Annotated in this window: 25 protein-coding genes; 6 read left to right on the forward strand and 19 right to left on the reverse strand. The window is 69.8% G+C overall.

The genetic code is table 11. The features are described 5' to 3' along the window. Positions 1-72: 72 nt before the first annotated feature. From NJE57_RS03135 to NJE57_RS03175, 9 genes are all read right to left on the reverse strand, one after another. Positions 73-1125 carry an ABC transporter substrate-binding protein gene (locus NJE57_RS03135; protein ID WP_319026894.1) on the reverse strand — a complete coding sequence of 351 codons (1053 nt, stop codon included), beginning with the start codon at positions 1123-1125 and terminating at the stop codon, positions 73-75. A 131-nt stretch (positions 1126-1256) separates the two neighbouring features. Then, complete coding sequence (locus NJE57_RS03140; RefSeq protein WP_319026895.1) at positions 1257-2312, reverse strand: ABC transporter substrate-binding protein; 1056 nt, start codon at positions 2310-2312, stop codon at positions 1257-1259. 148 nt (positions 2313-2460) lie between these two features. Then, positions 2461-3258, reverse strand: a complete 798-nt coding sequence (locus NJE57_RS03145; protein ID WP_319026896.1) for an SDR family NAD(P)-dependent oxidoreductase — start codon at positions 3256-3258, stop codon at positions 2461-2463. Positions 3259-3310: 52 nt separating this feature from the next. Beyond that, complete coding sequence (locus tag NJE57_RS03150; RefSeq protein WP_319026897.1) at positions 3311-4279, reverse strand: zinc-binding dehydrogenase; 969 nt, start codon at positions 4277-4279, stop codon at positions 3311-3313. Between the two features lie 69 nt (positions 4280-4348). Then, entirely contained in the window at positions 4349-6289 is a 1941-nt protein-coding gene (locus NJE57_RS03155) for an FAD-dependent oxidoreductase (protein ID WP_319026898.1), read from the reverse strand. A gap of 46 nt (positions 6290-6335) precedes the next feature. Then, positions 6336-7652, reverse strand: a complete 1317-nt coding sequence (locus tag NJE57_RS03160) for an FAD-dependent oxidoreductase (RefSeq protein ID WP_319027087.1) — start codon at positions 7650-7652, stop codon at positions 6336-6338. A 69-nt stretch (positions 7653-7721) separates the two neighbouring features. After that, positions 7722-9389: an MFS transporter gene (locus NJE57_RS03165; protein WP_319026899.1), complete on the reverse strand. Its 1668-nt coding sequence runs from the start codon at positions 9387-9389 to the stop codon at positions 7722-7724. Further along, positions 9386-10087 carry a nitroreductase family protein gene (locus tag NJE57_RS03170; RefSeq protein WP_319026900.1) on the reverse strand — a complete coding sequence of 234 codons (702 nt, stop codon included), beginning with the start codon at positions 10085-10087 and terminating at the stop codon, positions 9386-9388. The genes NJE57_RS03165 and NJE57_RS03170 overlap by 4 nt, the downstream gene beginning before the upstream one ends. 2 nt (positions 10088-10089) lie before the next feature. Continuing rightward, positions 10090-11226: an acyl-CoA dehydrogenase family protein gene (locus NJE57_RS03175; protein ID WP_319026901.1), complete on the reverse strand. Its 1137-nt coding sequence runs from the start codon at positions 11224-11226 to the stop codon at positions 10090-10092. 129 nt (positions 11227-11355) lie between these two features. On the opposite strand from NJE57_RS03175, the gene NJE57_RS03180 reads away from it, so the two are divergent. The 3 genes from NJE57_RS03180 (at position 11356) to NJE57_RS03190 (ending at position 13639) form a co-directional block, all read left to right on the forward strand. Next, positions 11356-11775 carry a nuclear transport factor 2 family protein gene (locus tag NJE57_RS03180; protein ID WP_319026902.1) on the forward strand — a complete coding sequence of 140 codons (420 nt, stop codon included), beginning with the start codon at positions 11356-11358 and terminating at the stop codon, positions 11773-11775. A gap of 12 nt (positions 11776-11787) precedes the next feature. Beyond that, positions 11788-12156 (forward strand): hypothetical protein, encoded by a 369-nt coding sequence (locus NJE57_RS03185; protein ID WP_319026903.1) that lies wholly within the window; start codon positions 11788-11790, stop codon positions 12154-12156. Between the two features lie 268 nt (positions 12157-12424). Beyond that, on the forward strand, positions 12425-13639 hold the full coding sequence (locus tag NJE57_RS03190; protein WP_319026904.1) for an IS110 family transposase: 1215 nt from the start codon (positions 12425-12427) through the stop codon (positions 13637-13639). Between the two features lie 94 nt (positions 13640-13733). Here NJE57_RS03190 and glyA read toward each other — a convergent pair whose 3' ends face one another. Next, on the reverse strand, positions 13734-15038 hold the full coding sequence (gene glyA, locus NJE57_RS03195; protein ID WP_319026905.1) for a serine hydroxymethyltransferase: 1305 nt from the start codon (positions 15036-15038) through the stop codon (positions 13734-13736). A 137-nt stretch (positions 15039-15175) separates the two neighbouring features. Here glyA and coaA point away from each other — a divergent pair, with 137 nt between their 5' ends. Beyond that, the gene (gene coaA / locus NJE57_RS03200) at positions 15176-16108 is read left to right on the forward strand and encodes a type I pantothenate kinase (RefSeq protein WP_319026906.1); all 933 of its coding nucleotides are present in this window, start codon (positions 15176-15178) and stop codon (positions 16106-16108) included. Between the two features lie 30 nt (positions 16109-16138). On the opposite strand, the gene NJE57_RS03205 is transcribed toward coaA, so the two are convergent. From NJE57_RS03205 to NJE57_RS03235, 7 genes are all read right to left on the reverse strand, one after another. Then, a complete protein-coding gene (locus NJE57_RS03205) occupies positions 16139-17704 on the reverse strand; it encodes an aldehyde dehydrogenase (RefSeq protein WP_319026907.1) in 1566 nt (521 codons plus the stop codon). A gap of 69 nt (positions 17705-17773) precedes the next feature. Continuing rightward, positions 17774-18775 (reverse strand): PDR/VanB family oxidoreductase, encoded by a 1002-nt coding sequence (locus NJE57_RS03210; protein WP_319026908.1) that lies wholly within the window; start codon positions 18773-18775, stop codon positions 17774-17776. A gap of 7 nt (positions 18776-18782) precedes the next feature. Further along, on the reverse strand, positions 18783-18977 hold the full coding sequence (locus NJE57_RS03215) for a ferredoxin (RefSeq protein WP_319026909.1): 195 nt from the start codon (positions 18975-18977) through the stop codon (positions 18783-18785). 32 nt (positions 18978-19009) lie between these two features. Next, a complete protein-coding gene (locus tag NJE57_RS03220; RefSeq protein WP_319026910.1) occupies positions 19010-20269 on the reverse strand; it encodes a cytochrome P450 in 1260 nt (419 codons plus the stop codon). 51 nt (positions 20270-20320) lie between these two features. Beyond that, positions 20321-20791, reverse strand: coding sequence for a nuclear transport factor 2 family protein (locus NJE57_RS03225; RefSeq protein ID WP_319026911.1), 471 nt, complete (start codon positions 20789-20791; stop codon positions 20321-20323). Positions 20792-21170: 379 nt separating this feature from the next. Continuing rightward, the gene (locus tag NJE57_RS03230; RefSeq protein ID WP_319026912.1) at positions 21171-21554 is read right to left on the reverse strand and encodes a hypothetical protein; all 384 of its coding nucleotides are present in this window, start codon (positions 21552-21554) and stop codon (positions 21171-21173) included. A gap of 123 nt (positions 21555-21677) precedes the next feature. Beyond that, the gene (locus tag NJE57_RS03235; protein ID WP_319026913.1) at positions 21678-22787 is read right to left on the reverse strand and encodes a tocopherol cyclase family protein; all 1110 of its coding nucleotides are present in this window, start codon (positions 22785-22787) and stop codon (positions 21678-21680) included. Positions 22788-22825: 38 nt separating this feature from the next. Between NJE57_RS03235 and NJE57_RS03240 the strand changes: the two genes are divergently transcribed. Both NJE57_RS03240 and NJE57_RS03245 read left to right on the forward strand, forming a co-directional pair. After that, positions 22826-23314, forward strand: a complete 489-nt coding sequence (locus tag NJE57_RS03240; RefSeq protein WP_319026914.1) for a PH domain-containing protein — start codon at positions 22826-22828, stop codon at positions 23312-23314. After that, positions 23311-24834 (forward strand): PH domain-containing protein, encoded by a 1524-nt coding sequence (locus tag NJE57_RS03245; RefSeq protein ID WP_319026915.1) that lies wholly within the window; start codon positions 23311-23313, stop codon positions 24832-24834. The genes NJE57_RS03240 and NJE57_RS03245 overlap by 4 nt, the downstream gene beginning before the upstream one ends. 109 nt (positions 24835-24943) lie before the next feature. Here NJE57_RS03245 and NJE57_RS03250 read toward each other — a convergent pair whose 3' ends face one another. Further along, positions 24944-25642, reverse strand: a complete 699-nt coding sequence (locus NJE57_RS03250; protein ID WP_319026916.1) for an MOSC domain-containing protein — start codon at positions 25640-25642, stop codon at positions 24944-24946. After that, positions 25642-26409, reverse strand: coding sequence for an isoprenyl transferase (locus tag NJE57_RS03255; RefSeq protein ID WP_319026917.1), 768 nt, complete (start codon positions 26407-26409; stop codon positions 25642-25644). The genes NJE57_RS03250 and NJE57_RS03255 overlap by 1 nt, the downstream gene beginning before the upstream one ends. Positions 26410-26429 lie beyond the last annotated feature (20 nt).

Genomic DNA, 26429 nt, shown 5'->3' on the forward strand with positions numbered 1-26429 from the left:
CGCCGTGCAATCGGCCGGGTGCGGGCAGCCGGCCCGTGGCGAGGGGGGACCGCACCACGGGCCGGTCGTGACTCAGCCCAGGAACCGCTGTTCCCACTGGGCCTGGTACGCCTCGACCGTCTCGGGGTCGAGGGTGTCGGGATCACCGAGTTCCACGTCCTGCGCGGTGACGGTCGATCCCGGGACTCCGGTGCCCGGGACGTCCGGGAGCACCGAGAGATAGTCGGCCGAGATGGCCTCCTGTCCCTCGGGCGTGATGAGGAAGTCGGCGAGGAGCTGCGCCGCGTTCGGGTTGGGTGCCGAGGCGAGCACGTGCGAGTACCAGGGCACGCCCCAGGGGTCCTCGGGGAGCGCGAAGTCGACGGGTGCGCCCTTCTCCTTCTCGGTCAAGACGTTGCTCGCGGCCATCGGCGCCGTCCACACCTCACCGGAGGCCAGCGCCTGGGTGATCGCGACCGCACTGGCGTAGACGCGCGGGTTGGTCTCGGCCAGGCGCTCGAGGAAGTTCTCGCCGTAGTCCACGTCGATCGAGCGGTACATGTCCACATAGGTCGGGATGCCGTTGGGGTTCTGGATGCCGACCTTCCCGTCGAACCGGGGATCGATGGCGTCGTCCGGCGTCTCCAACCCCTCGGGCACCTGCGTGGTGTTCCAGCCGAGTCCGAAGACGGTCGCGCTGGTGAGGAAGAACTTGTCCTCGAGCACGCTCTCCTCGGGGTCGTAGTCGGGGTTCTCCAGCGACGGGGCCACGACCTCGGCCGAGTAGTCCGTGTCGAAGCTGCGGTTGATCCACCCGGCATCCGTCGTCATGTGGACGTCCGCGACGCCGGAACCGGTCGAGTTCTCCACCTCGATCTTCGGCAGGATGTCTGCATCGGTACCGCGCACGTAGGTGAGCGTGATGCCGGGGTATTCCGCCTCGAACGCCTGCTTGAGCGCCTCGAGATTGTCCGGGGAGTGCGTCGAGTAGATGGTCACGCTCCCCTCCTCCTGGGCGGCGGTGACGATCTCGTCCCACGAGCCGGCGAGCTCGGAGCCCGAACCGGAGTCCGAACCGCACCCTGCGAGGATCAGCGCGAGCGCTGCTCCCCCGGCGACGGTGGCCTTGATCCTGGAAAAGCTCATCGCTCCCCCTCCTTTCGTGGCCCCCTCAGGGAGCCGAATTGAATTAGCTTCAGGTTAATATATGACCTGGGTCACGTGAGCGCGATAGCGAGAAACCGTTAACTTCGCCGCATCCACTTCCGGGTGGGTCGTCAGCCGAGGAACTTCTGCTCCCAGTCGGCCACGTACTCCTCGACCGCGCTCGCCTCCAGCGTGTCCGGGTCCGCGAGCTCGATGTCCTGCGCCACGACATCCGAGCCCTCGACACCCGTGCCCGGAACCCCCGGCAGGACAGCGATGTAGTTCTGCGACAGCGCGGCCTGACCCGCCGGCGTGAGCATGAAGTCCGCGAGCACCTGGGCGGCATTGGGGTTGGGGGCCGCCGACAGGACGTGCGAGTAGAACGGGATGCCGATGGGGTTCTCGGGCAGAGTGAAGTCGACCGGCGCCCCCTTGTCCCGCTCCACCAGGACGTCCATCGACGCTCCGGGCGCGGCCCAGATCTCACCTGATGCGAGCGACTGGGTCACAGCCGGGGCACTGGTGTAGATCTGCGGATCACCCTGCGCCAGGCGATCGACGAAATCGGTCCCGTAATCGATGTCCATGCGGCGATAGATGTGGACCACGGCCGGGAATCCCGCCGGGGTCACCACCCCGACCTTGCCGTCGAGTCGGGGATCCAGCAGATCCTCGGGGGAATCGAGCCCGTCGGGGACGTTCGTGGTGTTCCAGGCGAGCCCGATCGAGGTCGCGCTGGTGACGAAGAAGGTGTCCTCCAGCACCCCGTCCTCCGCTCGGTACGCCGGATCGTCGATCGCGGGCGCGACCACCTCCGCCGAGTAGTCACCGGAGTCGAGGCTGCGGTGGATCCAGCCGGCGTCGGTGGTCATGTGGACGTCGGCGACGCCACTGCCCGTCTGGTTCTCGACCTCGACCTTGGGGATGAGGTCGGAGTCCGTCCCGCGGACGTAGTTCAAGGAGATCCCGGGGTGCTCGGTCTCGAACGCGACCTTGAGCGCCTCCAGGTTGGACGGGGCGTGATTGGAGTAGATCGTCACGCTCCCCTCGTCCCCGGCGGCGGCGACGATCTCGTCCCACGAGCCCGCCAGTTCCGGGGCCTCGCCTCCGCCCGAGCTGCAGCCCGCCACCACGAGCGCGGCGGAGACGAGCCCGGCCAGCGCGGTGGCCACCTTGGTGCGTGTCATGAAGTAACTCCTCGCGGATACCGCAAGCCCACTGAATTGAACTCGCTTCGGTAGACTGTATGAGAGAGATCACATGATGTCCATGTTTTCGCGAAGACGTGTTCCGGGCGCCCGCGCCCCGGGCTCCGGGGCGCGGGTTGCGGACGCCTCACACGGTGAAGCGCCCCCCGTTGCTCAACAGCACGGCGCCGACGACGTTCGATGCCTGATCGGACGCCAGGTAGGTGATGCTCTCCGAGAGCTGTTCCGCGGTGGCGTAGCCGATCGCCGCGCCCTCGTTCATCCGCGTGCGCACGGATTCCGGAGTCCGGGCGGCCATGGCGGTGTCGACGGGCCCCGGGGCCACGGTGTTCACCCGGATCCCGAAGTGGATGACCTCTTTGGCCACGGACTGGCTCAGTGCGTGCACGGCCGCCTTCGAGGACGCGTAGTGCGGGTAGCCCACCAGGGTGTCGAACGCCGCCGACGACCCCACGGTGACGATCGCCCCTCCCCCGCCGGGGCGCATCGCCCGGACCGCCTCGCGCAGGATGTGGAAGGTGCCGTCCAGGTTGACGGCGTGGATCCGGCGCCACGTGGAGTCGTCGAGCCGGGTCAACACGTCCACCGGTTCGCCGGTCTCGGCCGCCTCGTAGATGTGGCCCTTGGCCACGGGGTCATCGATCCCCGCCGCGTGGACGACCACGTCCACCCGCCCGTCCTCGGCCGTGATCTTCTCGAAGAGCTCACGGACGGCGTCCGGGTCGGCCACGTCCACCCCGTGCGCGGCGCCGCCGATCTCCTCGGCGGCCCGCCGCGCCGCGTCCCGCGCGAGATCCACCACGTGGACCCTGCGTGCCCCTTCGGCGGCGAGCTGCCTCGCCACGGCCGCGCCGATGCCCGAGGCGGCCCCCGTGACCACCGCCACCTTCCCCGCGAACCTGCCGTGTTGTCCCGTCTGCGTCATCGTCCAGTCCTCTCGTCGCCGTTCCCGTGTCCTCGTGATGGTTCCGGTGGCGTCACATGGTCACGACCAGGCGCCCGGTGACCTGCCCCTGCCGCAGCCTGTCGATCCCCTCGTCCACCCGGTCGAATGTCAGCTTCTCGACGACGGGGGTGATCCGCCCGTCGCGGAGATAGCCGTAGACCGCCTCGATGTCCTGCGTGGTCCCGCCGGAGGACCCGCGGATCAGAGCTCTCTGGTGGATCACGTCGGCCGTGACGAGCTCACTCGTGTGTGCGCCCATCCCGACCATCACCACCACCCCACCCACCCTGATCGCGCGGACGGCCGCCTGGGCCGTGTGGGTGAAGCCCGCGAAGTCCACCACGGCGTCGAGCCCGAGGCCCGCCAACTCCGCCGCGTCCGGGACGACCGTCGTCGCCCCCGCCCGCATCCCCAGCTGCCTTGCTTCCGGGCTGGGGTCGGCGGCGTACACCTGGGCCCCCAGCAGGACGGCGATGCGCGCGCCGATCTGCCCGAGGCCCCCGAGGCCGATGATCCCCACGCGGTCACCCGGCCCGACGCCGGCGACCTCGGCCACGGCCTGGTGCGAGGTCATCCCGGCGTCTGTCCCGAGGGCGCCCAGCTCGTAGCTCAGACCGTCCGGCAGCGGCACCAGATCGGCGGCGGGTGCGACGTGGAACGCCGCGTACCCGCCGTCCCGTCCGTACCCGGGCACGGTGGCGCCGAGCGGGTGGACACCGCAACGGGCGCCGACGGCGACGTCGTGCACTCCCTCACCGAGTGCCACCACGTCGCCCGCGATCTCGTGTCCGAGCGTGATCGGACATCGGTGGATGTTGACCGCCCACGAGGGTTCGTCGAGCTCACCGACGTCCGAGTGGCACATCCCCGCGGCGCGTACCCGCAGCAGGACCTCGCCCGGGCCGGGTCCGGGCACCGGGACCGTGGACAGGGTCAGAGGCTCGTGGGTTCCGGTCCATTGCCACGCCTGCATCTCGGATGCCGTGGTGGTGGGGTTCATCGTTCCTCCGTGCTGGGTCGGGGCGGTTGGAGCGGTCGGGCCGGCGGGGCGCTCGGGGCGCGGGGCGGGTCAGATCTCGGCGCCCACCCGGTAGCCCTCGGCGATCGCGTGGCTGATCCGGCGGGGTGTCACGCAGTCGCCGATCACGCTGACGTCCTCGCGTCGGCCGAGGGCACGGGCGAGCCCGTCGACCGCGGTGCGGGGCCGGTGCCACACCACGAGGTCGGCATCGAGCGCCGTCTCCCCGCCCCCGAACACGTGCACGAGGCGGCCCCCCTCGTCGTCGTCGGAACCGGGCAACTCCAGCGCCGTGGCCACGTGGAACCGTGCGCCGGCCGAGCCCAACCGGCCGAGGAGCGGTCCCACGCTCTCGGCGGGGACCCGTGAGGCGAGCGCGGTGAGGGGGGTGGCGACGCGGGTGTCCCATCCCCGGGCCACGAGCGCCTCGGCCGCGCTGTAGCCGGGCCAGAACCCGTCGCTCTCGTCGTAGACGACCGCGCGGCCCACCTCGGCGGGGATCCGGCCGACCAGGACGTCGTCGACCGTCACGACGGTGAGGGCGCGACCGGCGGGCACGGGGCCGGGGCGGGAACCGGTGGCGACGACGACGTGGTCGGCCGCGTCGGCGAGTTCGGACAGGTCGTCCCGCCCGATCTCCGCGCCGAGGTTCACGTCCACCCGCAGTCGGCGCATCTCGGCGGAGAGATAGTCGACGACGTCGATGAGCGTGACACGGTGCGGGGACAGTGCGGCCACCCGGACGGCTCCGCCCAGCTCGGACGCGGCCTCGAACACTGTCACGCGGTGACCACGCCCGGCGGCGACGCGGGCGGCCTCGAGTCCTGCCGGCCCACCGCCGATGACGTAGACGTCCTTCGTCGTGGCGGCGCGCACCCCGACGTTCCGGTGCCGGCCCCGGCCGATCTCGGCGTTGACCGCGCAGTGCAGATGGGGATCGAAGGCGCGGCAGTCCTGGTTGATCCCCAGGCATCCCCGGATCTCGCCCAGCCGCCCCTCGGCGGACTTGTTCGGCAGGTCCGGATCGGCCAACAGTGCCCGGGCCATGCCCACCAGATCGGCCTTCCCGCTCTTGACGATGTGGTCGGCCGTGGCGGCGTCGCGGATGCGCTGACCAACGAGTACCGGCAGCCCGGTCTCGGAGCGCACCCGCGCGGCCGAGTCCACCGCCACGCCGTCGGGGTGGGTGGCGTCCTTGACGTATGTGCCGCGGGTCCCGTGGGTGATGCTGAAGTAGTCGACGGACCCCGACTCGGCCAGGTGTCGCGCGATACGGACGCAGTCCTCGATCCCCATCCCGCCGGGGATCTCCTCCTCCCCGCTGAGCCGGACACCGAGGACCATGTTCTCCGGCATCGCCGCGCGCATCGCCGCCACCACCTCGTCGACGAACCTCATCCGGCGCTCGAAGGACCCGCCGTACGCGTCGGCCCGCCCGTTGGTGAGCGCGGACATGAACTGGGCCGGCAGGTACCCGTGGGCCGCGTGGATCTCGGCGCCGTCGTACCCGGCCCGGGCCAGATTGGCCGCGGAGACACCCCACCCGTCGACGACGTCGCGAATCTCCTCCACGCTCATCTCGTGCGGCGGGTAGGCGTCGCGTACGGTCTTGACCGGCGAGGGGGCGCTGGGCGGCGAGTCCGACTCGCCGCCGATGAACTCCCGACCCAGGTGGCACAGCTGCCCGATGATCTTCGCGCCGTGCCGGTGGACCCCCGCGGCCTTCTCCGTCAGGGCGGGGACCACCTCGTCCCTGTAGGCCTCGACGAGCTTGCGGGATCGCAGCGTGGTCGAGGGATGGACCACTGTCGCGCCGCCCACGATGAGCCCGACGCCTCCCGCCGCGAGCCGCTCGAAGTGCTCCTGGTCGCCGTGGGTCGGCACCCCGTCCGTGGCCATGCTCGTGCCCGCCGGCAGCGCGACCAGGCGGTTGCGCAGGGTGAGGGGGCCGAGCGTGAACGGGGAGAACGCGTGCGGGAAATCGGTGGTCACGAGGGGCCTCTCGGTAGGCGGCGCGGGGTGGAAGCGGGGGCCGGGCTCAGCCGCCGGTCGCGGCGTCGCCCGCGCGCAGCCCGAAGACCAGGGCGGGGGCCAGGCCGCCCGCGTAGGCGCGCCGGTACACCCCGCCGGTGTCCGAGCCGGCGGCGAGCAGACCCGGGATCGCCGTGCCGTCGGCGCGCAGGACCGAGGTGTCGGCGCCGATCCTGACCCCGACGAAGGGGAACGTCACGGCCGGTGTGGTCTCGACGATGTAGTACGGCCCGCGGTCGAGCGGGGTGAAGTCGTACTCGCGCGGCGGAACGGCCTTCTGGCCGGCCGCGTTGACCCGGCGGATCCCCTCCGCGATGGTGGCGCCCTCGTAGCCCCACTCCTCGGGAAGGTACTCGAACTCCTCCAGCGTCTCCGCCAGGCCGCATCGCCCGCCACGCTTGGACGCCTCGGTGTATTTGTCGATCGCGACCGCGCCCTCGACATAGGACCCACAGATCCAGTCGCGGTAGACCCGCTCGTCGGCGACCAACAGGCCACGGGCCTCGGGCTGCTCCATGAGCGCCATCGCCGTGAGGTGATCACCCTGGGTCTCGTCGACGAACCGCTCTCCGTGGAGGTTGAACAGCAGCGCGTGCTCGGAGTAGTAGAGGGAGATGCCGACGAAGTCACCGGAGTCCCGGAACGGCATCCCCGACGGGATGAGGTGGCCGTAGAAGCCGGCGTCGTCGAAGCCGATCGCGGCGCCGGCCGACTCCGCCAGGGTCAGGCCCCCGCCGTCGCTGTTCGGGTTGGAGCGGAGCGGAAACCGTGAGGCCAGAGGGTGGAGGTGCTTCTCGACCAGTTCCGCGTTCGCCTGGAAGCCCCCGGTGGCCAGCAGGACGTTGCGTGCCCGCAGCTCGCGGACCTCGCCGTCGCCGGTCCGCACGGTCGCCCCGACCACGGCGTCGGCCTCCGTGACGAGGCCCTGCACGTGCGCGCCCGTGTGGATTGTGTTGCCGGCGGCCTTGATCTCGCGGGCGCAGGCGTCGAGATACCGGTTGGTGTCGAACGCGTGGCCGATGCCGTAGCGCAGGACCGGGACCCCCTCGGCGCACTCGACGCCCCGGCCGCGGATCCAGTCGAGCCCGGCCGGGAAGTCGTCGACGACCGCGTTGCGCAGTTCCCGGTCCCCATGGGGGTTGATCTCCGCCATGATCTCCCGGGTGGGCGCGGTCCACGCATATCCTGCGAACCGCGCGGACCCGCCGGTCTCGTCGCCCTTCTCCAGCACCACCACGCGGGCGCCCCGTTCGGTGGCGCGGGCGGCGGCGGTGAGACCGGCCATGCCGGCACCGATGACGAGAAGATCGACGGCGTTCTCCATGAGGGGCTCCCGAAGGGTCGCGGCGGCTGTGACGTACCCCACCGTACCACCTGAGTTGAAGTCAGTTCACTACTTTCGGGAACTCCGCGGACCACGCCTGCCGCGCGATGCCGGAACCCCGACCTCCACCCGCGGACCCGCGACGGACGCCGCCAACGACTCGACCCGGTGGCGTAGTCGCGTCTCGGGAACGGTGAGACGCGCCCTCTCCTGCTCAGCAAACTCCTCGGCGCTGCTCACCCGGTAGGACTCGACGAACAATCCGGGATCTCCGGCCGGGGTCTCCAGGCGCCAGTCCCGACCCCCGAGCCGGAGACGGGAACGCCGGAGGATGCGAATTGCCGACCGGAACTCCTGGCGACGGTGCTCCGGCACGCGGTACTCGTAGCGGATCAGAACGGGACCAGAACCCCGGGCCCCGGTGGTCCCTGCGCCAGAGGCCCCCTCGCCGGTGGCCGTCTCCGGCTGCGGCGCGGGCCCACCGAGTTCGGAGACCAGGACGGGTTCGATCCCCGTCTCGGCCCCCAGTCCCACGACCAGGAGCGAGAGGCAGCTGAGCAGCATGAACCCCGCGGCCGTCAGGAGCGCCGCCTGCAGGCCGGCGACATCGGACACGACCCCCCACAGAAGCGATCCCACGGCCTGGGTCCCCTGGAACATCAGGAGGATGAACGCGATCAACCGGGGCCGGACCCAGTCGGGGAAGAACTGGTGCCCCATCGACATCCAGGTGCTCTGCACGCTGACCCACGCCGCGCCGGCGAACAGCATGGCGACGGCGACCACCACCGACGAGGTGGAGAGCGCCAGCACGGCCAGGGCGCAGGCGTAGACGAACGCGCCGCAGGCCGCGAACACCGTGACCCGCAGACGTCTGCGCAGCCCGCCGAAGCCGACGACCGCCACCACCGCGCCGGCGCCGATCAGTGCCATGAGCGCCCCGAACCCGTCCGCGCCCATCCCGAGCCGGTCGTGCACGGCCAGCGAGATGAGGGCCCAGAGGGCACTGGAGGGGACCCCGAAGAGGAAGAGTTGGAACAGCAGCCGGGTGGTCCACGCCGAGTTGGCCACGAACCGCACCGCCCCCGAGATCTCGGGCATGATCGCCCGCCGCGTCGAGGTGCGGTCGGGTGAGCGCCGTTCCATCCGCCACAACGTCAGCGCACACCCGACCGACAGGACGGCGACCACCGCGAACGCCCATTCCGCACCGGCGAACCCCAGACCGAATCCCGCCAGGAGCGGGCCCAGCGAGCGTGCGAGGTTGAACACCGCGCCGTCGACGAGCGCGGCGGTGGGGATCAACCGCCGGTCCACCGTCTCGGGCAGGAGTGACTGCCAGGAGACACCCACCACCACCAGGGCCGTGCCGACCAGGACGACGGACAGGATCATCGGCAGCGCATCGTCGGTCCCCGTGACCGTCAGCGCCGTCGCGGCCACCGCGGCCAGGGCAGAAGTGGTGGTGGCCAGCGCCATCATCTTCTTCCGGGAGGCGTATCCCGCCACCACTCCGACCGGGAGCGAGAGCACCAGGAACGGCACCGCCATGGCCGCGGGCGCCAGCGAGATGATCGACGCGGACTCGCCGCGTTCGGTGAGGACCCACTGGACCGAGACCACGTGGATCCACACGGCCACCGCATTGGCGAGCTGGACCGCCTCCAGTGCCCGGAACGCCCGCTGGCTTCGGAGCGAGAGCGCCCGCGGTCGGTCGCCTCCCGCTCCGGTGCTCACCAGGAGTCCCAGTGGATGAACTCCTCCGCCGGTGGCCGCCACGCCTGGCGGAACGAGGTGCCGGTGTGGTGGGCCACCGGGATCATGCAGACCTGTTCGACCAGGGAGGGATCGATCCCGACGATCTCGGCGACCTCGTCCTCGCGGCCGAGGGTCATCCCGGTCCAGCAGGTGCCCAGCCCACGTAGTCGCGCTGCGAGCATGAAGTTCCACACGGTCGGGTACACGGTCGCGAGCCGGTGCTTGGCGGTGAGGACATCACCCTCGGCGAGCCGGGGGGTCAGACACGGGATGACGATCACCGGCACGCGGGACATGACAGCAGCGAGGTGCTCGGCGGAATCCCTGGTCCGTCTGCTCTGGGCGGCGTGCCGGGGGTCGGAGTCCACCCGGTTGAACAATCCGACGTCGCTGGCGCGGTAGAAGCCGTCGAACTCCTCGCGGTAGATCCGGCCGAGGCGGTCGATGCGGCCAGGATCTCGCACGATGACGAACTCCGTGCGCATGAGGTTGGAACCCTGTGGCGCCTGGAGGGCGTCGGCGACGCACTCCTCCAACAACCGGGGGTCCACCTGGCGCTCGAGGTCGAGCCGCCGGCGCACGGCCCGGGTGGTGGTGATCAGTTCGTGCGCGCTGAGGGGCTCGTCGGCGCCGCGCGGTTCGCGTGCGCTCCCGGCCGGGGACTCCGATGTGGTCATCCCTAGACCCCGACCAGATCCGCGATCGACCGTCGAGCCTGCCGCCCTCCCCCGAACGCGCCCTCGTCCCCGAGTGCGCGGCGCAGGTAGAAATGGGCGGAGTGCTCCCAGGTGAAGCCGATCCCGCCGTGCAGCTGGATCGCCTCGTAGGCGCTGGCGGTCACGGCGTCCGCACAGACGGAGGACGCGACCGCCACGGCGAGGTCGACGTCGGTGGCGCCGTCCTCGTCGAGGACGGCGAGGGCGTACATCGCGGCCGAACGAGCTCTCTCGCGGTCGACCAGCATGTCCGCGAGGCGGTGTTTGATCGCCTGGAACGACCCGATCGGTCGGCCGAACTGGTGGCGCTGGCCTACGTAGGCGACGGTGTCGTCGAGCAGTCGCGCGGCGATCCCCGCGTGTTCCGCGGCGAGCGCGGCGCCGGTGATCAGGTGCAGTTCGCGGACCGCATCACCGAACCGACCGGCCCCGACGAGCACGCGCGCGGGCGCCGCCTCGAGCCGGAGGTCGGCGCGACGCCTCGTGAGATCGACGACCTCCCTCGCCTGCCGTGACGCGCCGGTGAGATCGACGATCACGAGCACCTGCTCACCGCCGGAGTCCGCGACCACGACGAGGGAGTCGACCGTCTGCCCCCAGAGGACGCCCTCGACGGTTCCGTCGACGGCGCCGTCTGTGACGGGCCCGGCCCCGCCGGTCGCCAGGGTGACCTCGGCGTCGAGTGCCACCCCGACCGTCCGGGTGCCCTCCATGACCTCACCGAGCAGGTCGGCGACCGAATCCGGATCGTCCGCCCGGACAAGCGCCTGACAGGCAACGACGGCACTGGCGAGGATCGGCTCCGGCAGCAGCGCCGCCCCGGTCTCCTCGAGGACCACACCGAGGTCTGCGAAGCCGAAGCCGTGCCCACCGAGCTCCTCGGGCACGGCGAGCGCCGCGACCTGCAACTCGTCGTTGAGCGTGCGCCATCGCGCATCCGAGTATCCGAGGTCGGTCTCGACCGACTGGCGGATCCCCTCGTGATCACCGTGACGGGAGACGAACTGGGCGACCACCGCGCGCAACTCCTCCCGCTCAGGGGTGGGCAGGATGATCGACGGGTCGGCCTCGGGTCGCGCGGTCCGGGTCTGCTGGGTCACGAGTTGTCCTCTCCTCGACTGAACTCCTCAACCAAACCTGAGTTGAGTTCAATTCATCACATGACAGCATAGTGAGGCGGATCACGCAAGGTCTTGAGTTCGGCACCGGTACTAAACTAAGTTCGATTCATGACCGCGGCCGATTCCACCCTGTCCGAATCCACTCTCGTCACGTATTACTCCCTGGTCGACTCCGGCGAGCTCGACGCCGGGATCGCACTGCTCGCGCCGGACGTCTCCTTCGCGATCCTCCTGCCCGGCACCGCCGTGCGCGGCACGGATCGCGACGGCGTCCGCCGCTACCTGGAGGGCCGGGGACCCGTCGACCGACGCCACGTCCCCACCCACGCCACCCGGACCGGCGAGCTCGAGTTCGTCTACGGCGCCGTGGTCGAGGACGGGGTGACCATCACCGGGCACTTCCTCGCGTCCGCCCGGATCGACGACGACGGGTTGATCACCGGCTACCAGGTCGCGTTCGACCCCGAACTCGGCCTGGCTTCTCCCAGCCTCGCCCCTCCCACCCACGCCTCCCCCGACCTCCCCTGAACGGAGCACCACATGTCCGCCGACACCCCGCTGCTGCACGCCTGGTTCGAGATCATGGACTCGGACGACCCGGACCGCGTCCTGGAGCACATCACCGACGACTTCCAGCTGTCCATCCAGTTCTCGAAGGGTGACTCCGCCGCGGAGTTCCACGGGGACCGCGCCGGGCTGGAGGTCTACCTCGCCCAGCGTGAGAAGAGCGTCCTGACCCACCACATCCTCAGCGGCGCCCGGGTCGGGGACACCGAGCTGTGCCTGGGCGAGACCCGTCGCGACGGCGAGTTCGAGGCGAGCTTCAACGCCAGCGCACAACTCACCGGGGATGACATGGTCCGTCGACTCCTCATCTGCCGCACCCCGAGGATCCGCTTCACCGACTGATCCCACCCTCTGCGTCCATCCCGGCGACGAGGAACCCGTTACCTTTATTGCACCTCCGGTGGTCGGAGGTCTGGTCGCTCGAGTGGGCATGGCTTTCTTGCCCTGCCATCGATGGTCCGGGGGGTGTTGCCACCTGCTCGAGAGACACGCGTTGACCGCTGATAGGGACGCGGCCCGCCAGGTCGGCGAGGTCTCTTCGTAACGTGGGTGTCGGCATCGGGTGTCAAGACGGTGACCAGCAGTGATGCTTCAGAAGGGAAGTATCGCCATGTCCGAGAACTACGCCGTGTACGTGGGACTGGACGTCGGAAAGAGTGCTCATCACGCATGCGCCCTCGCCGAGGATGGCTCCCGCCTCTACGACAAACCCCTAGTCCAAGACGAAGCCGCGCTGCGCGAGGTGTTCGTCGGCCTGCAGCAGCACGGGCCCGTGCTGATGATCGTCGATCAACCCAACACCATCGGCGCCCTGGCAATCGCGGTCGCTCGCGACTGCGGTTGCCAGGTCGCCTACCTGCCAGGTCTTGCGATGCGAAAGGCTGCAGATCTATACCCCGGCCGGTCGAAAACCGACGCGCGGGATGCGTTCATTATCGCCGACACTGCTCGCACGATGCCGCACACACTGCGAGCGGTGGACCGCGACAGTGAAGTGCTCTCGGCACTGAAGATGCTCGCCGGTTTCGACGACGACATCGCCCGCGACTGCACCCGGGCCAAGAACCGCCTACGCAGTGTTCTGACGCAGATCCATCCCGCATTCGAGCGAGTACTCGTAGGCGAGATCCTGGCCCGAGCTATCGTGTTAGACCTGCTCATCCACTACGGCGGGCCCACCAAGCTCGCTGCCGCCGGCCGAGGACGAGTTCTCAAATGGGCACGGAACAGGTCACGGAAAGACCCTATCGAGCTCATCGACCGCATCTTCGCAGCGCTCGCCAAACAGACGGTCACCGTGCCCGGAACCGACGCCGCGGAACTGGTCATTCCGCAGCTCGCAGCGAACATCAAAGCCCTACAAGAACAGCGCGAGACCATCGCAGATCAGGTCGAGGGGATGCTCGATGAATTCCCTCTTGCCGAGGTCTTGATCTCGATGCCCGGCATCGGGATCAAGACCGCCTCCAACATTCTGCTGGCAGTCGGCGATGCCAGTGACTTCGCTTCCGCATCACACCTGGCCGCATACGCCGGGATTGCCCCGGTCACCAGAAGAAGCGGGACCTCCATCAAAGGCGAGTTCCCCGCTCGCAGCGGCAACAAGCGACTCAAGAACGCCATGTTCCGCAGCGCCTGGATCGCCAGCAACTGCCACGAACCATCACGCCGCTACTACCAGCGCAAACGGGCAGAAGGAAAGAAGCACAACGCCGCCGTCATGTGCCTGGCGCGACGCCGAAGCAACGTCATCTACGCGATGCTGACCAACCGCGAGTTCTACCGCGAACCCGCGTCACCACCACAGATGCCGGCGGCCGCTTGAACTAGCGAAGAGACTCGGCCAAACCGTTGACAATCCTCATAGGGACACCCCCCCGCGGTGTGTACCGCGGGGGGTTCGTCGTATCCGGGTGGCGTCAGCCGAGGATGCGCCACTCCTCGAGGCCCTCGTAGAGGGGCTTGGCCGCGGCCAGGACGGAGACGCGCTCGCGCAGGGCGGCCAGGTCGGCACCCTTACCGGCGGCGAGAGCGGTGCCGATGATGTCGGCGACCTCGCGGAACTCCTCCGCACCGAAACCACGGGTGGCCAGGGCGGGCGTGCCGATCCGCAACCCCGAGGTGATCATCGGTGGGCGCGGGTCGAACGGCACCGCGTTGCGGTTGACGGTGATGCCGATCGAGTGGAGGAGGTCCTCCGCCTGCTGGCCGTCGAGCTCGGAGTCACGCAGGTCCACCAGCACCAGGTGCACGTCAGTCCCACCGGTCAGCACCGAGACCCCCGCGTCCCTGCAGTCCTGCGCGGTCAGTCGCTCGGCGAGGATCTTGGCGCCCTCGATGGTGCGCTGCTGACGCTCGCGGAACTGCTCCGTGCCGGCGATCTTCATCGCGGTGGCCTTGGCGGCGATCGCGTGCATGAGCGGCCCGCCCTGCTGGCCCGGGAACACGGCGGAGTTGAGCTTCTTGAACAGTTCGAGGTCGTTGGTGAGGATCATGCCGGAACGCGGCCCGCCGAGGGTCTTGTGGACCGTGGTCGAGACGACGTCCGCGTGGGGCACCGGGCTGGGGTGCAGGCCCGCGGCCACCAGGCCGGCGAAGTGCGCCATGTCCACCCAGAGCTTGGCGCCCACCTCGTCGGCGATCTCGCGGAACCTGGCGAAGTCCAACGTGCGCGGGTACGCGGACCAGCCGGCGATGATCACGTCCGGCTTCTCCGCCAGCGCCATCTCGCGCACGGTGTCCATGTTGACCTGCATGGTCTCCGGGTCGACCTCGTAGGCGGCCACCTCGTAGAGCTTGCCCGAGAAGTTGAGCTTCATCCCGTGCGTGAGGTGCCCGCCGTGGGCCAGGGACAGGCCCATGATCTTGGAACCCGGATCCGCCAGCGCCATGAGCACCGCGGCGTTGGCCTGCGCGCCGGCGTGCGGCTGGACGTTGGCGTACTTGGCGCCGAACACCTCCTTGGCACGATCCCGCGCGAGGTTCTCCACCACGTCCACGTGCTCGCAGCCGCCGTAGTAGCGCCGCCCCGGGTAGCCCTCGGCGTACTTGTTGGTGAGCACGGACCCCTGGGCCTGCAACACCGAGCGGGGCACGAAGTTCTCGGAGGCGATCATCTCCAGCGTGTCGCGCTGACGCGCCAGCTCGCCGGCCATCGCCTCCGCCACCTCCGGGTCCAGCTCGGACAGGGAGGCGGAGAACACGTCGGTGTTCGGGTCGGTCATCGCTGCAGCTCCTCGCGCGTGGGCATTCACTTCGGGCGAACCGTGTCGGCCACGGCCCGCCTCGTCGTCGTCGTCCACTCTAGTGCCAGGGCACCTGGAGGCCTCTCCCCCGTGGGCACCTGACACAATCGGTAACCGTGAGCAGACACGCCGGCGACTACACGCCGTACGTCGAGTTCGACCGCCGGAGCTGGCGGCGGCTCAGGCGGGCCATGCCCATGGTGCTCACCGAGCAGGACCTGGAGGGCCTGCGCGGCCTGGGCGAGCACCTGGACCTGGACGAGATCGCGGAGATCTACCTGCCGCTCAGCCGGCTCATCCACCTGCAGGTCACGGCCCGCCAGCGGCTGTTCCAGTCCACCAACCTGTTCCTCGGCGAGACCGTGGACGCCCCCATGCCGTTCGTGATCGGCGTGGCCGGCTCCGTGGCGGTGGGAAAGTCCACCTCCGCCCGTGTGCTGCGCGCGCTGCTGACCCGCTGGGACTCCCACCCCCGGGTGGACCTGATCACCACGGACGGGTTCCTGCACCCCAACCGTGAACTGCAACGACGCCAGCTCATGCATCGCAAGGGCTATCCCGAGTCCTACGACCGGCGGGCCCTGCTGCGCTTCGTCACCGAGGTCAAGTCCGGCGCCCCGGTGGTCCGCGCGCCCGTCTACTCGCACACCAAGTACGACATCGTCCCCGACGAGTCCATCGAGGTCCGCCGCCCCGACATCCTGATCGTCGAGGGCCTGAACGTGCTGCAGACCGGCCCGCGACTGATGGTCTCGGACCTGTTCGACTTCTCCCTCTACGTCGACGCGAAGATCGAGGACATCGAGAAGTGGTACGTCGAGCGGTTCCTGGAACTGCGCAAGACGTCGTTCTCCAACCCCGGCTCGCACTTCGCGCACTACGCCGACCTCTCCGACCAGGCGGCCCGGCTGGCGGCGCGCGAGATCTGGAACTCGATCAACCGGCCCAACCTGGTGGAGAACATCCTGCCCTCCCGGCCGCGGGCGACTCTGGTGCTGCGCAAGAACTCCGACCATTCCATCCAACGGCTGCGCCTGCGCAAGATCTGACCTCCCGCGCGGCGCCCGGTGCCCGGCCGGTCAGGCGCCGCCCTTGCGAACGCCGCTCGTGACCACGTCCGCGTCCCTGACGACGGACTCGGGGATGGCCATCGACGGGTCCACAGAGATGGACTTGGGGATGAGATACCCCTCGAGTCCGGCGACGCCGTGTTCGCGACCGATCCCGGATTCCTTGAATCCGCCGAAGGGCGAGTTGAAGTCTGCGGAGAACGAATTGACGGAGAACGTCCCCGTCCGCACCCTGCGTGCGATCTCGAATCCGCGCTCGACGTCGGAGGTGTAGACCGATCCCGCGAGGCCGTAGCGGCTGTCGTTGGCGATCCGGATCGCATCCTGCTCGTCGCGGTAGGAGATCACCGCGACCACGGGGCCGAAGACCTCTTCCTGCGCGATCTCCATGTCCGGCGTCACCCCGGTCAGCAGGGTCGGCTCGACGTACCATCCCGTGTCGAGACCCTCCGGGACACCGCCGCCGAACGCCACCGTGGCGCCCTGGTCGACGGCGCGCCGGATCATCGCGAGGACACGCTCCCGATGCGCCTCGGTGATGAGCGGACCCATGTCGACCTGCGGGTCGTGCGGGTCGCCGACTCTGATGTCCGCCATCGCGGCGACCAGGCGTTCGACCAGCTCGTCGTGCCTGGCCTCGGACACCAGGAACCGACTCTGACACACACAGCTCTGACCACTGGAGGGGATCACACTGACCCCCAGCAGCGTGGGGACGGTGGTGTCGAGATCGGCGTCGTCGAGGACGATGGCCGCCGATTTCCCACCGAGCTCCAACACGACCGGTCGGATCAGCGCACCGCACTCGCGGCCGATGTGGGAGCCCACGGTCGTGGACCCGGTGAAACTCACCATGTCGACGTCCGGGTGGGAGACGAGGTAGGCCGACTCCTCGGGCCCCGCAGCCACGATGTTGATCACCCCGGGCGGGAAGCCCACCTCGTGGACCAGCTGGCCCAGGGCGAACACCGCGAGCGGGTCGGGCTCCGGGACCTTGATCACGACGGTGCAGCCCGCGACGATCGCCGGCGCCACCTTCTGCGAGGTCCCGGGCATGGTGAAGTTGTAGGCGACCATGGTCGCGACCACGCCGACCGGCTCCTGCACCACGAGGGCCTGGGTCTGGTACGGCATGATCATGCCCCCGGCGGACCCCCCGGCCAGTGGCCCGAGGTCAGCGGTCCGGACCTCCTTGAACGGGAAGGTGCGCCCGACCTCCGCGTTGTAGTTCCAGTGCAGGGTCGGGGCCACGGCCTGGTAGACGTCCGCCAGCATGCGGGTGCAGCCCAGCTCGTCCACCAGCAACTCGGCCATCTCGTCCTTGACCTCGTAGAGCCTCGCCGCGAGCGCCTCGCACAGGGCCGCGCGCTCCTCGACGGGTCGGGTGGCCCAGTCGGTCTCGTAGAACGCGTGGCGGGCGGCCTCGACGGCCGCGTCGATGTCCGACCGGGTCGCGCGGGGCACCTCGCCGATCGGCTCGCCGGTGGACGGGGACACCACGGGGAAGCTCTCGGTCGAGTCCGTCGCGCGCCACTGTCCGTCGATGTAGAACTCGCTGTAGCTCCTCGGGAGCATTGATCCTCCTGGTTTTTCATGGTCGGGTGGGCCGGGCCCGGCCCGGTGAACCGGGTCAGGAGACGAGGCCTAGAGGTCGAGCACGAGGCGGGGACAGGTCGCCCGGGAGACGCAGATCATCATGGTCTCCTGCGCGTCCTGCTCCTCCGGGGACAGGACGACGTCGCGATGGTCGGCGGTGCCCTCGAGGATGGTGGTCTCGCAGGAACCGCAGGTCCCCTCGGTGCAGGACGTCGACACGTAGACACCGGCCTCCGTCACCACCTCGAGGATCGTCTGGTCCTCGTCCACGTGGAGCGTCGTCCCGGTCTGCCGGAGCTCCACGTCGAAACCGGAGTCCCGCGACGTGTCGACCTCGACGGCCGAGAAACGCTCCAGGTTCAGTGAACCCTGGGGCCACGTGGCGCACCGCTTCTCCACGGCCGCCAGCAGCGGCTCCGGCCCACACGAGTAGACGAGCGTTCCTTCCTCGGGCGAGCCGAGCAACCTCTCGAGGTCGATCAACCCGTGGGAGTCCTCGGGCCAGATCGTGACCCGGTCCCCCCACGCGCGTAGTTCGTCGACGTATCCCATCGTCGACTCGCTCCGGCCTCCGTAGACGAAGCGCCACTCGGCGCCGGCCGCCTCGGCCGCGCGCATCATGGGGATCAGTGGGGTCACCCCGATCCCCCCGGCGATGAACAGGTACCGCGGGGACTCCCGGAGCGGGAAGTGGTTCCGCGGGCCCTTGATCTCCACGCGGGCGCCCGGGTGGAGCTCCTCGTGGATGCGCCGCGACCCTCCACGGCCGTCGGGCTCGCGCAGGATCGCCACACGGTAGGTCGTGGGGTCCGCCGGATCACCGCACAGCGAGTACTGACGGATCGCGCCGTCGTCCAGCACGATGTCGATGTGGGCGCCGGGTTCCCACACGGGCAGGTCACCGCCGTCGGCCGCCTCGAGCACCAGCTCGACGACGCCCTCCGCCACGTCTCGTCGCCCTGCGACGACCGCGTCTATCGACACGTCACCGGACGAGCCGTCCCCGAGGTGGACGATGTCGGCACGCAGCGGGTCCTGGAGCATGGTCATCGATCCCTCACGAATCCCGCACGATCGAGATGGCGGACTCCGGACAGGCCCGGACCAGACGGCGCGCCGTCTCGGGGGACATCTCCGGGGCGTCGTCGCGCACCACGCCGCGGCCGCGCTCGTCCTCGGCGATGTGGTCGGGCTCCAACGTGTAGCAGCGGGCGTGACCCACACAGAACTCGTGGTCGATCTTCACCTTCATGATGTGTCCTCTCGGGTTTCGGGCGTCCGGGCTCAGCGGACAGACGCGGCGGGGGTGATCTCGTCGACCGTGACCTCGAACTCGGTGAGCCCGCGGGTCGGCATGGAGTGGGTGTGGATCTCCTGGTCCGGGACGAGGGTCACGCCGGGCATGCGGGTGAGCACCGCCGTGAACGCGACGCGCAGGAAGATCCGCGCGAGGTTCGACCCGAGGCAGCGGTGGATGCCGGCGCCGAAGGAGACGTGGCGCTTGTTCTCGCGATGGACGTTCCAGCTGTCCCCGTCGGGGAACACCGACTCGTCGCGGTTGGCCGAGCCCGGCAGGTTCCAGATCTTGTCACCGGGCTTGAGGTCGTACCCGTTGAGCGTCGTCTCCGTGGTGACGGTGCGCTGGGTGAGCGTCACGTTGACGAACAGCCGGAGCGCCTCCTCGATCGCCTCGTCGAGCAGGGACATGTCGTCCTGTAGCTCCTTCAGGTCCTCCGGGTGTGTGGCCATGTGGTGGATCGTGCCGCTCAGGACGGTGCCGGTGGACTCGAGTCCGCCCAGCGTCAGCGCGATCATGATCTTGATGAGGTCGCCGTCGTCGGGAACCTCTCCACCGGGCCGACAGTTCGCCAGAACGGTCACGATGTCGTCCTCGCCACGGGGGTTCTCCCGACGTTCCTGGAGGATCTCGAGGAGGGCGGAGCTGAGCTTGCCGAAGGCCTCGACCGCCCGCTCGGGAACGATCAGCGCGTCCTGCGCCCACGCCGAGAACTGGAGGATCCGGTCACTGTCGGCGGGGACACCGAGGATCACGGCGAAGATCGCCCGCGCCTGCATCGGACGGACGAACTCGTCCATGACCTTGAACCTGGTGCGACCCTCGAGACCCTCGAGCAGGTCGTCGGCGATCTTCTCGATGAGCTCCGCGTGGGCCTCCATCTTCTTGAGGGTCAGCAGCGGCTCGAGGATCTTGCGCCACTCACTGTGGACCGGCGGATCGGTGTCGAGCGGGATGAAGGTCGGGTCGTCGTTCGGGTCGTCGTATCGGCGGTCGGCCAAATGCGAGGCGGCGCGACCGGACTGGAACGTCCTCCAGTCACGGTGGATCTTCCACAGGTCCTTGTAGCGGGTCACCAACGGGACGGTCGTGTTGCCCTGCTTGTGGAAGGCCAGGTCGTGCTCCTCGCGCAGGTGCTTGAGGGTCTCGAGGTTCTTCTCGTTGTACTCCTCCGACCACATGTCCACGAACGGACACGTGGGGGCGTCGGCGACGACGGTGCTCGGGTCGGGCAGTTCTTTACCCATGGTCTTCTCCTCCGGTGTGACGTGCTGTGTCGGGGCGTCCGCGTGGTTCGCTCAGGACCTGAGGCCCTCCGGGAGGAGCTCGGACTCGCCGGCCTCCACCAGGGTCCCGCCGAGGGCGCGGAACAAGATGATCGAGTCGTAGTACTCGACGAAGCGGGCGATCTTGCCGTCGCGACAGACGAAGCGGGAGATGTACTCGTTCGCGTACCGGGCGCCGCTGCGCAGGAGCATGTCGCTCTTGTAGGTGGCGATCACGACGTCCGGGTTGGAGGCGAGGGTGTCGAGCTCGAGGTCGTGCAGGTTCTCCGACCCGTCGATCATGTGGTCGCGAGCCTGGGCGAGCACCTCCATGTACGCGGTACGTCCGACGGTCTCGCGTCCGAACGTGGGGGGCCGGAACGGGAGCTCGAAGACGACGTCCTCGGTGGACAGCTCGCTCATCGTCTCGATGTCCCACTTGTTGAGAGCGTCTGTGTACGCCCGCACCAGGTCCAGGTTCTTGAGGCGCTGTTCTTCGGTCACGTCTGATCCCTCCGTAGCTTTCGAGCTGAATTCACTTAGGGCGACTGTAACCACGATCACACTGTGACGCAAGGCATAGTGTGCAGAAAGTAGGAAATCATTGTTTTGGCCCGAAGGTGGACGTCTGACCAGGTCAGGGCGGTCATCGACATCGACCCCATCGCCGGTGCAGGTCGCGGCTGGAATCCTGCTGACACGACTACGTTTCCGCGACGGGCCGCCCCTCCCGTCTGCGCCGCACCCCACGACGGACGTGGGCCGGGCCCCGAGGTCGCCCCCGGGGCCCGGCCCACGTTCTGCCAGAGCGCCCTACGTCGCCCGTCCTGCTTCCCCTTCGTCGGTTTGGAGGAACTTCTCGCATCCGGACCGGGCGGCCATCTCACGCTCGCAGATGGGTGAAGCCGCTGACGAACTCGAAGGTCCGGGGCGAGCCGAAGCCTTCGAGCAGCTCACGCAGCTCAGTGTTGACGGGCCCGTAGATCCGGAGGTCCAGCACGTCGACCGTCGACATGAGCTCGCCGACCTTCGCCTGATCCATCTCGGCGAGGTGCGTGAGCATCGCGTCCGCGTCCCGGTAGTGCTCGTGAGCGAAGAGAATCCGCGCTCCTTCGTCGAGGTAGAAGTTGTGCCCGCGGATGTGGTCGCCCTCGGCCGCGGCGCCCCGACTGACGTCGGCGAGGATCGAGCGGAGCCGATCGATGGTGACGTCGTCGTGGATCTTCATCTCCGAGGTGAGTCGCACCTCGCTACTGCTGTCTGACATCGCTCTCCCGTCGTCGCTAAACTGAACTCGTTTCTGGACGTTATGTGACGACGAACACACTGTCAACGACGAGCCCGGGAACCCACGAGTCCTGCGGCAGGGCGGAACGGGAGCGCGGAGGACCTACTCCGGGGCGGCGCCCGTCTCCCCCACCGGCACGCCGCGACGCCGCAGCTCCGCCTCCGCACGCTCCAGACCTCCGTGTTCCAGTGCGGCCTGCGGGCTCTGGTCGCTCCACACCAGCCGGCCGTGGCGCCACACCTCGACGTCGAGCTCGCCGGACAGATGCTCGATCGCACCGGCCGAGTTCCGTTTCTCCGACGGCAGCGGGACGGGCAGCACGTGCGCCCGACCCAACGGTGCGCGGCCGGTGACGCGGATCCGCCACCCGTAGCCGCGACCCTCCAGCGCCCACACGTCGTCGCCCACGTCCGCGCGCACCGGCGAGACCACGGGGTTGCCGAGCCGGATCACCCGGCCCCCCGGCAACCGCACCACCAGGGCCGTGACCTCGGTGCGCAGCGGGCCCGAGTGGATCTGTCCGCCGGCGAACGCGACGCACGTGCCCGGCTCGGAGAAGCCCTGCGCCTGGCCCCACCACCAGGAGTCCGGGAAACCCTCGGCTCCCCAGTTCTTCTCGCCGTAGACGTCGGCGCCGTCGAACTCCCAGCGCCGGCCGTCGAGCTCGGCCCAGCCCCGCGCCTTGCCGCCGAGCAGCCACGGGTGCCAGTACTGGTTGAGGGCGGGAACGGACTGGAAGATGCTCGACCCGCCCACCGCGCGGTGCGGCCACCCGACGGGATCGGTGATGTCCACGTGCAGGCGGGCGCCCTCCCCCATGTCCACTCGCACGCCGTCCGCCCGGTAGTCGAACAGCTCACCGGAGCGGGCCCCCAGGCGATCGGGATCCGCCCACCCCTGCGGCGCGGCGGCCAGACGGAGGGAGGACGACGTGCCGGACGACAACAACGACGACGACGAGGTGGCGCCGTCGCCCGGCCGGGGGACCCCGCCCGCACCGGCCGGCGGCGGCACCTCGTCCGAGGCCAGACCCAGGGTCGCCCAGTGCCCGTCCGGCCCCCGGTTGATCCCGATGAGCGCGATCACCGCGCGACCCCGCTCGGCGTCGGTGACCCTGAGGAAATACCCCTCCATGGCCACCCCGTGTGCGCGGAGCGGATCGCCGAACGGCAGGTCTGCGCCGGTTGCCCGGTAGCGCCCGAGAAGTGTCATGACGGCAAGCGTTCCACAGGGGCCCTATGTTGGGAACCGTGAACTCGTCACCTCTAGAACTCAGGCCACCGCGCAACCGCGTCGACCCGCGGTGTCGACGCTGGTGGACGGCGCAGGTCGCGATAGCGATGATCGGGCCCCTGGTGGTGGCCGTGGTCCTCGGGGTGATCCTGGCCCCGTGGATCCTCCTCGTGGCCGTGGGGTGGGCGGCCGCGACAGCCGTAGCGTTGGTGGTGGTGCCGCGGGTGCGGTGGGCCATCCACCGCTGGGAGGAGACCGACACCGCCGTCTACAGCCGTAGCGGCCTGTTCTGGGAGGAGTGGAGGGCGGCCCCGCTGTCCCGGGTGCAGACCGTCGACAAGACCCGCGGCCCGCTGCAGCGACAGTTCGGGTTGGCCACCGTCGTCGTGACCACCGCGTCCTCGGCCGGCGCCGTCCGCATCAGCGCCCTCGACGCCGACCGGGCCGAGGAGATGGTCGACCGACTGACGCTGCTGGCGGAGGACGACCAGCGGGACGCGACGTGACCGCCCCCGACGCCGGCTGGCTGAGTCTCGACCCGCGGACGATCCCCGCCACGACGCTGGTCGCCGCGGGCGCGCTCGCCGCCGCAGCGGTACCCGCGGGCATCGGCATGCTGCTCGGCGGCCTCGCCGTCGGATGGGTGCTCCTCTGGACGATCGGCGCGACCATCCTCGGCACCGTCGCCACCGCGGTCACCGAGACCGTCCGGCTCGCCGTGACCAGGTACCGCGTGGACCCCCACCGGATCGAACGCCGGGTCCGTTTCCTCTCCAGCTCCACCACCAGCCTGTCGACCGGACGGGTACGCAACGTCGAGATCTCGGCCGACCTGGTGCAGCGTCGGTTGGGAATAGCCACTGTCAGGCTGGGCAGCGGGGAGACCGACGGGTCCCGGCTCACGCTCGTCGCCCTCGACCGCGAGGTCGCCGAGGACCTGCGCCGACATCTGCTCGCCGAGCGGGCCGCCACCGACACCTCCGAACTGGTGCGCCTGGACCGGGGCTGGGTCCGCTACGCACCCGCGAGCGTCATGACGCCGCTGCTGGGCCTGGTGGGGATCGGCATCGTGTTCCAGGTCGCGGACTGGTTCGGGGCCGTCCCCGAACTGCTCGAGTGGATCTGGGATCGCATCGGCGCTCTCCCGATCCCGGTGATCGCCGCCGGGGTAGTCCTCCTGGCGCTGGTGGTGGGCACGATCGCCTCGGTGGCGATCTTCGTCGAGAACTGGTGGAACCTACGACTGGACCGCCACGAGGACGGCTCGCTCGAGATCCGCCGAGGCCTGCTGGTGGGGCGCCACTCCTCGTTCGACGGACGCCGCGTACGCGGGGTGACGCTGCACGAGCCACCCGGGTTCCGGCTCCTCGGCGCCGCGCGACTCGACGTGGTGGCCTCCGGGGTGGGGACCGGGAAGGACGAGGACGGAAAGCAGAAGCAGAGCCCGGCGCTCGTTCCGGCCTCACCCCGGGACGTCTCCGCCGGAGCCGCCGGGACGATCCTCGGCGAGCCGGTGCCCACCGCGCCCCGCGCACAACAGCCCACCGCGCCCCGCGCACAACAGCCCGCCGCGCTCCGCGTCCATCCGCCCGCGGCCCGGAGGCGCAGATTCGTGCGGGCGGCCGCGGCCGTCGTCGTCGTCACCGGGTCGGGTGTCGTCCCCGCCGTGCTCTGGCCGTGGCTGTGGTGGGCCCCGGTGGCCGCGCTGGCGGTGTCCGCGCCGGTGGCGATCTGGACCGCGGTCGACAACTCCCGCGGCCTCGGACACGGCGTCACGACCCGCGTGGTCGCCCTCCGCAAGGGTTCGCTGCTGCGCCGCACCGACCTGCTGATCCGCGAGGGGATCCTGGGGTGGAACATCCGCCGCTCACCCCTGCAGCGCCGGGCCGGGCTGGCGACCCTGGTGGCCACCACGGCCGGCGGGAGCGGCGCGTTCCGGCTGCCCGACGTGGGTGTCGAGCAGGCACCCGAGCTGTGGCGCACCGCCGGCCCGGTCTGGGACCACCTGGTCGAGCCGCGTGCGTGATCCTGCCCCGAGTGGTCACAGCCGACTGGTCACAAATGCGCTGACCACCTGAACCCGCCCCTGGGGAAACGTGAACGGAATCGACCTCTCGACAGCGTGAGGGGCCGGCTCAGTCGGCGTCGGCGGGACGCACGTCCGTGGCCGGGTCGAGCTTGCGCACCAGGCTCGGTGCGAGATCGGAGAGGTTGTACTCGGCGAGCAGGCGGCCGACCTCGTCGTCGTCGACCCCCTCGAACACCCGCCCGATGGTGACGCCGTGGCCGGGCACCGCGACCACCCGGATCTCGTCGCCGGCCTCGACGGGCCCCGCCCGCAGCACGCGGGCGTACGCGCCCGGTCGCCCGGCCTCGGTGAAGCGGCGCACCCACCTCGGCTTACCCACGCGGTCGCCGAACGTCTGACACGGGATCCGCGGCGTCGTGATCTCCAGTCGCAGAGGGGCTCTACGCCCGCTGCCCTGCCCCACCTCCAGCACCGTGCCGATCGGCAGCTGCGCGGTGTCGACGCCGGTCACGCGCAGGTTCTCGCCGAAGTAGCCGGGCGGGATCGGGCCGCCGAACTCGGGCTCCCACGGCTCGACGTCGGAATCGGAGAGCAGGTAGACGGCCTTCCACACGCCGCCGTGGTGTTCGCGATCTGCCTGTACGTCGCCGTGGAGTCCGTACTCGCGCACCTGCACCGGGCCGTCGACGGGCTGCTTGTCGATCGCCGTCACCCCCACCCGGCCGGGCACGGTGAGCAGCTGGTCCACCACGCAGACGGCCTTCACGGAGAACGACTCCGGTACCCCGGTCCCCGACGCCGACATCAGTGACCGAACCTACGGTGTCGGGCGCCGTAGTCGCGCAGGGCGCGGAGGAAGTCCACTCGGCGGAACGCCGGCCAGTACGCCTCGGTGAACCAGATCTCCGAGTACGCGCTCTGCCACAACAGGAAGCCCGACAGCCGTTGCTCACCCGAGGTGCGGATCACCAGGTCGGGATCGGGCTGGCCGGAGGTGTAGAGGTGCTCGCCGATGCCCTCCACGGTCATCCCGTCGACCAGCTCCTGCCCCGTGCGGCCCTGTTCGATCAACTGCGCCACCAGATCCCGCGCGGCGTCGGCGATCTCCTGCCGGCCGCCGTAGCCCACGGCCACGTTGACCTTGACCCCCGGTCGCCCCTTGCTCACCCGCTCGGCGTGGCGCAGCCTCTCGGCCAGCCACTCCGGCAGCACCTCCAGGCGACCGACTATGCGGACCTCCCAGTTCTTGCCCGGGCCGGTGATCTCGTCCACCACGTCGGCGATGATCTGCAGCAACTCGTCGAGTTCGTCGGTGTCCCGTCCGAGGTTCTCGGTGCTGAGCAGATAGATGGTGGCCACGTCCACGCCCAGCTCGTCGCACCAGCCCAGCATCTCGGCGATCTTGACCGCCCCCGCCCGGTGGCCGTGGGCGACGTCCGTGAAGCCGGCCTCCTTGGCCCAGCGGCGGTTGCCGTCGCACATCACCGCGATGTGCCGTGGGAGCCGGGCACCCTCGAGCGACGACCGGAGTCGAGACTCGTACAGCGAGTACAGGGGGGAGGAGGCGTCCACGCGGGAAAGAGTACCGCGCG

It is taken from the genome of Dietzia sp. PP-33, from assembly GCF_033790845.1.
Classification (GTDB): Bacteria; Actinomycetota; Actinomycetes; order Mycobacteriales; family Mycobacteriaceae; genus Dietzia.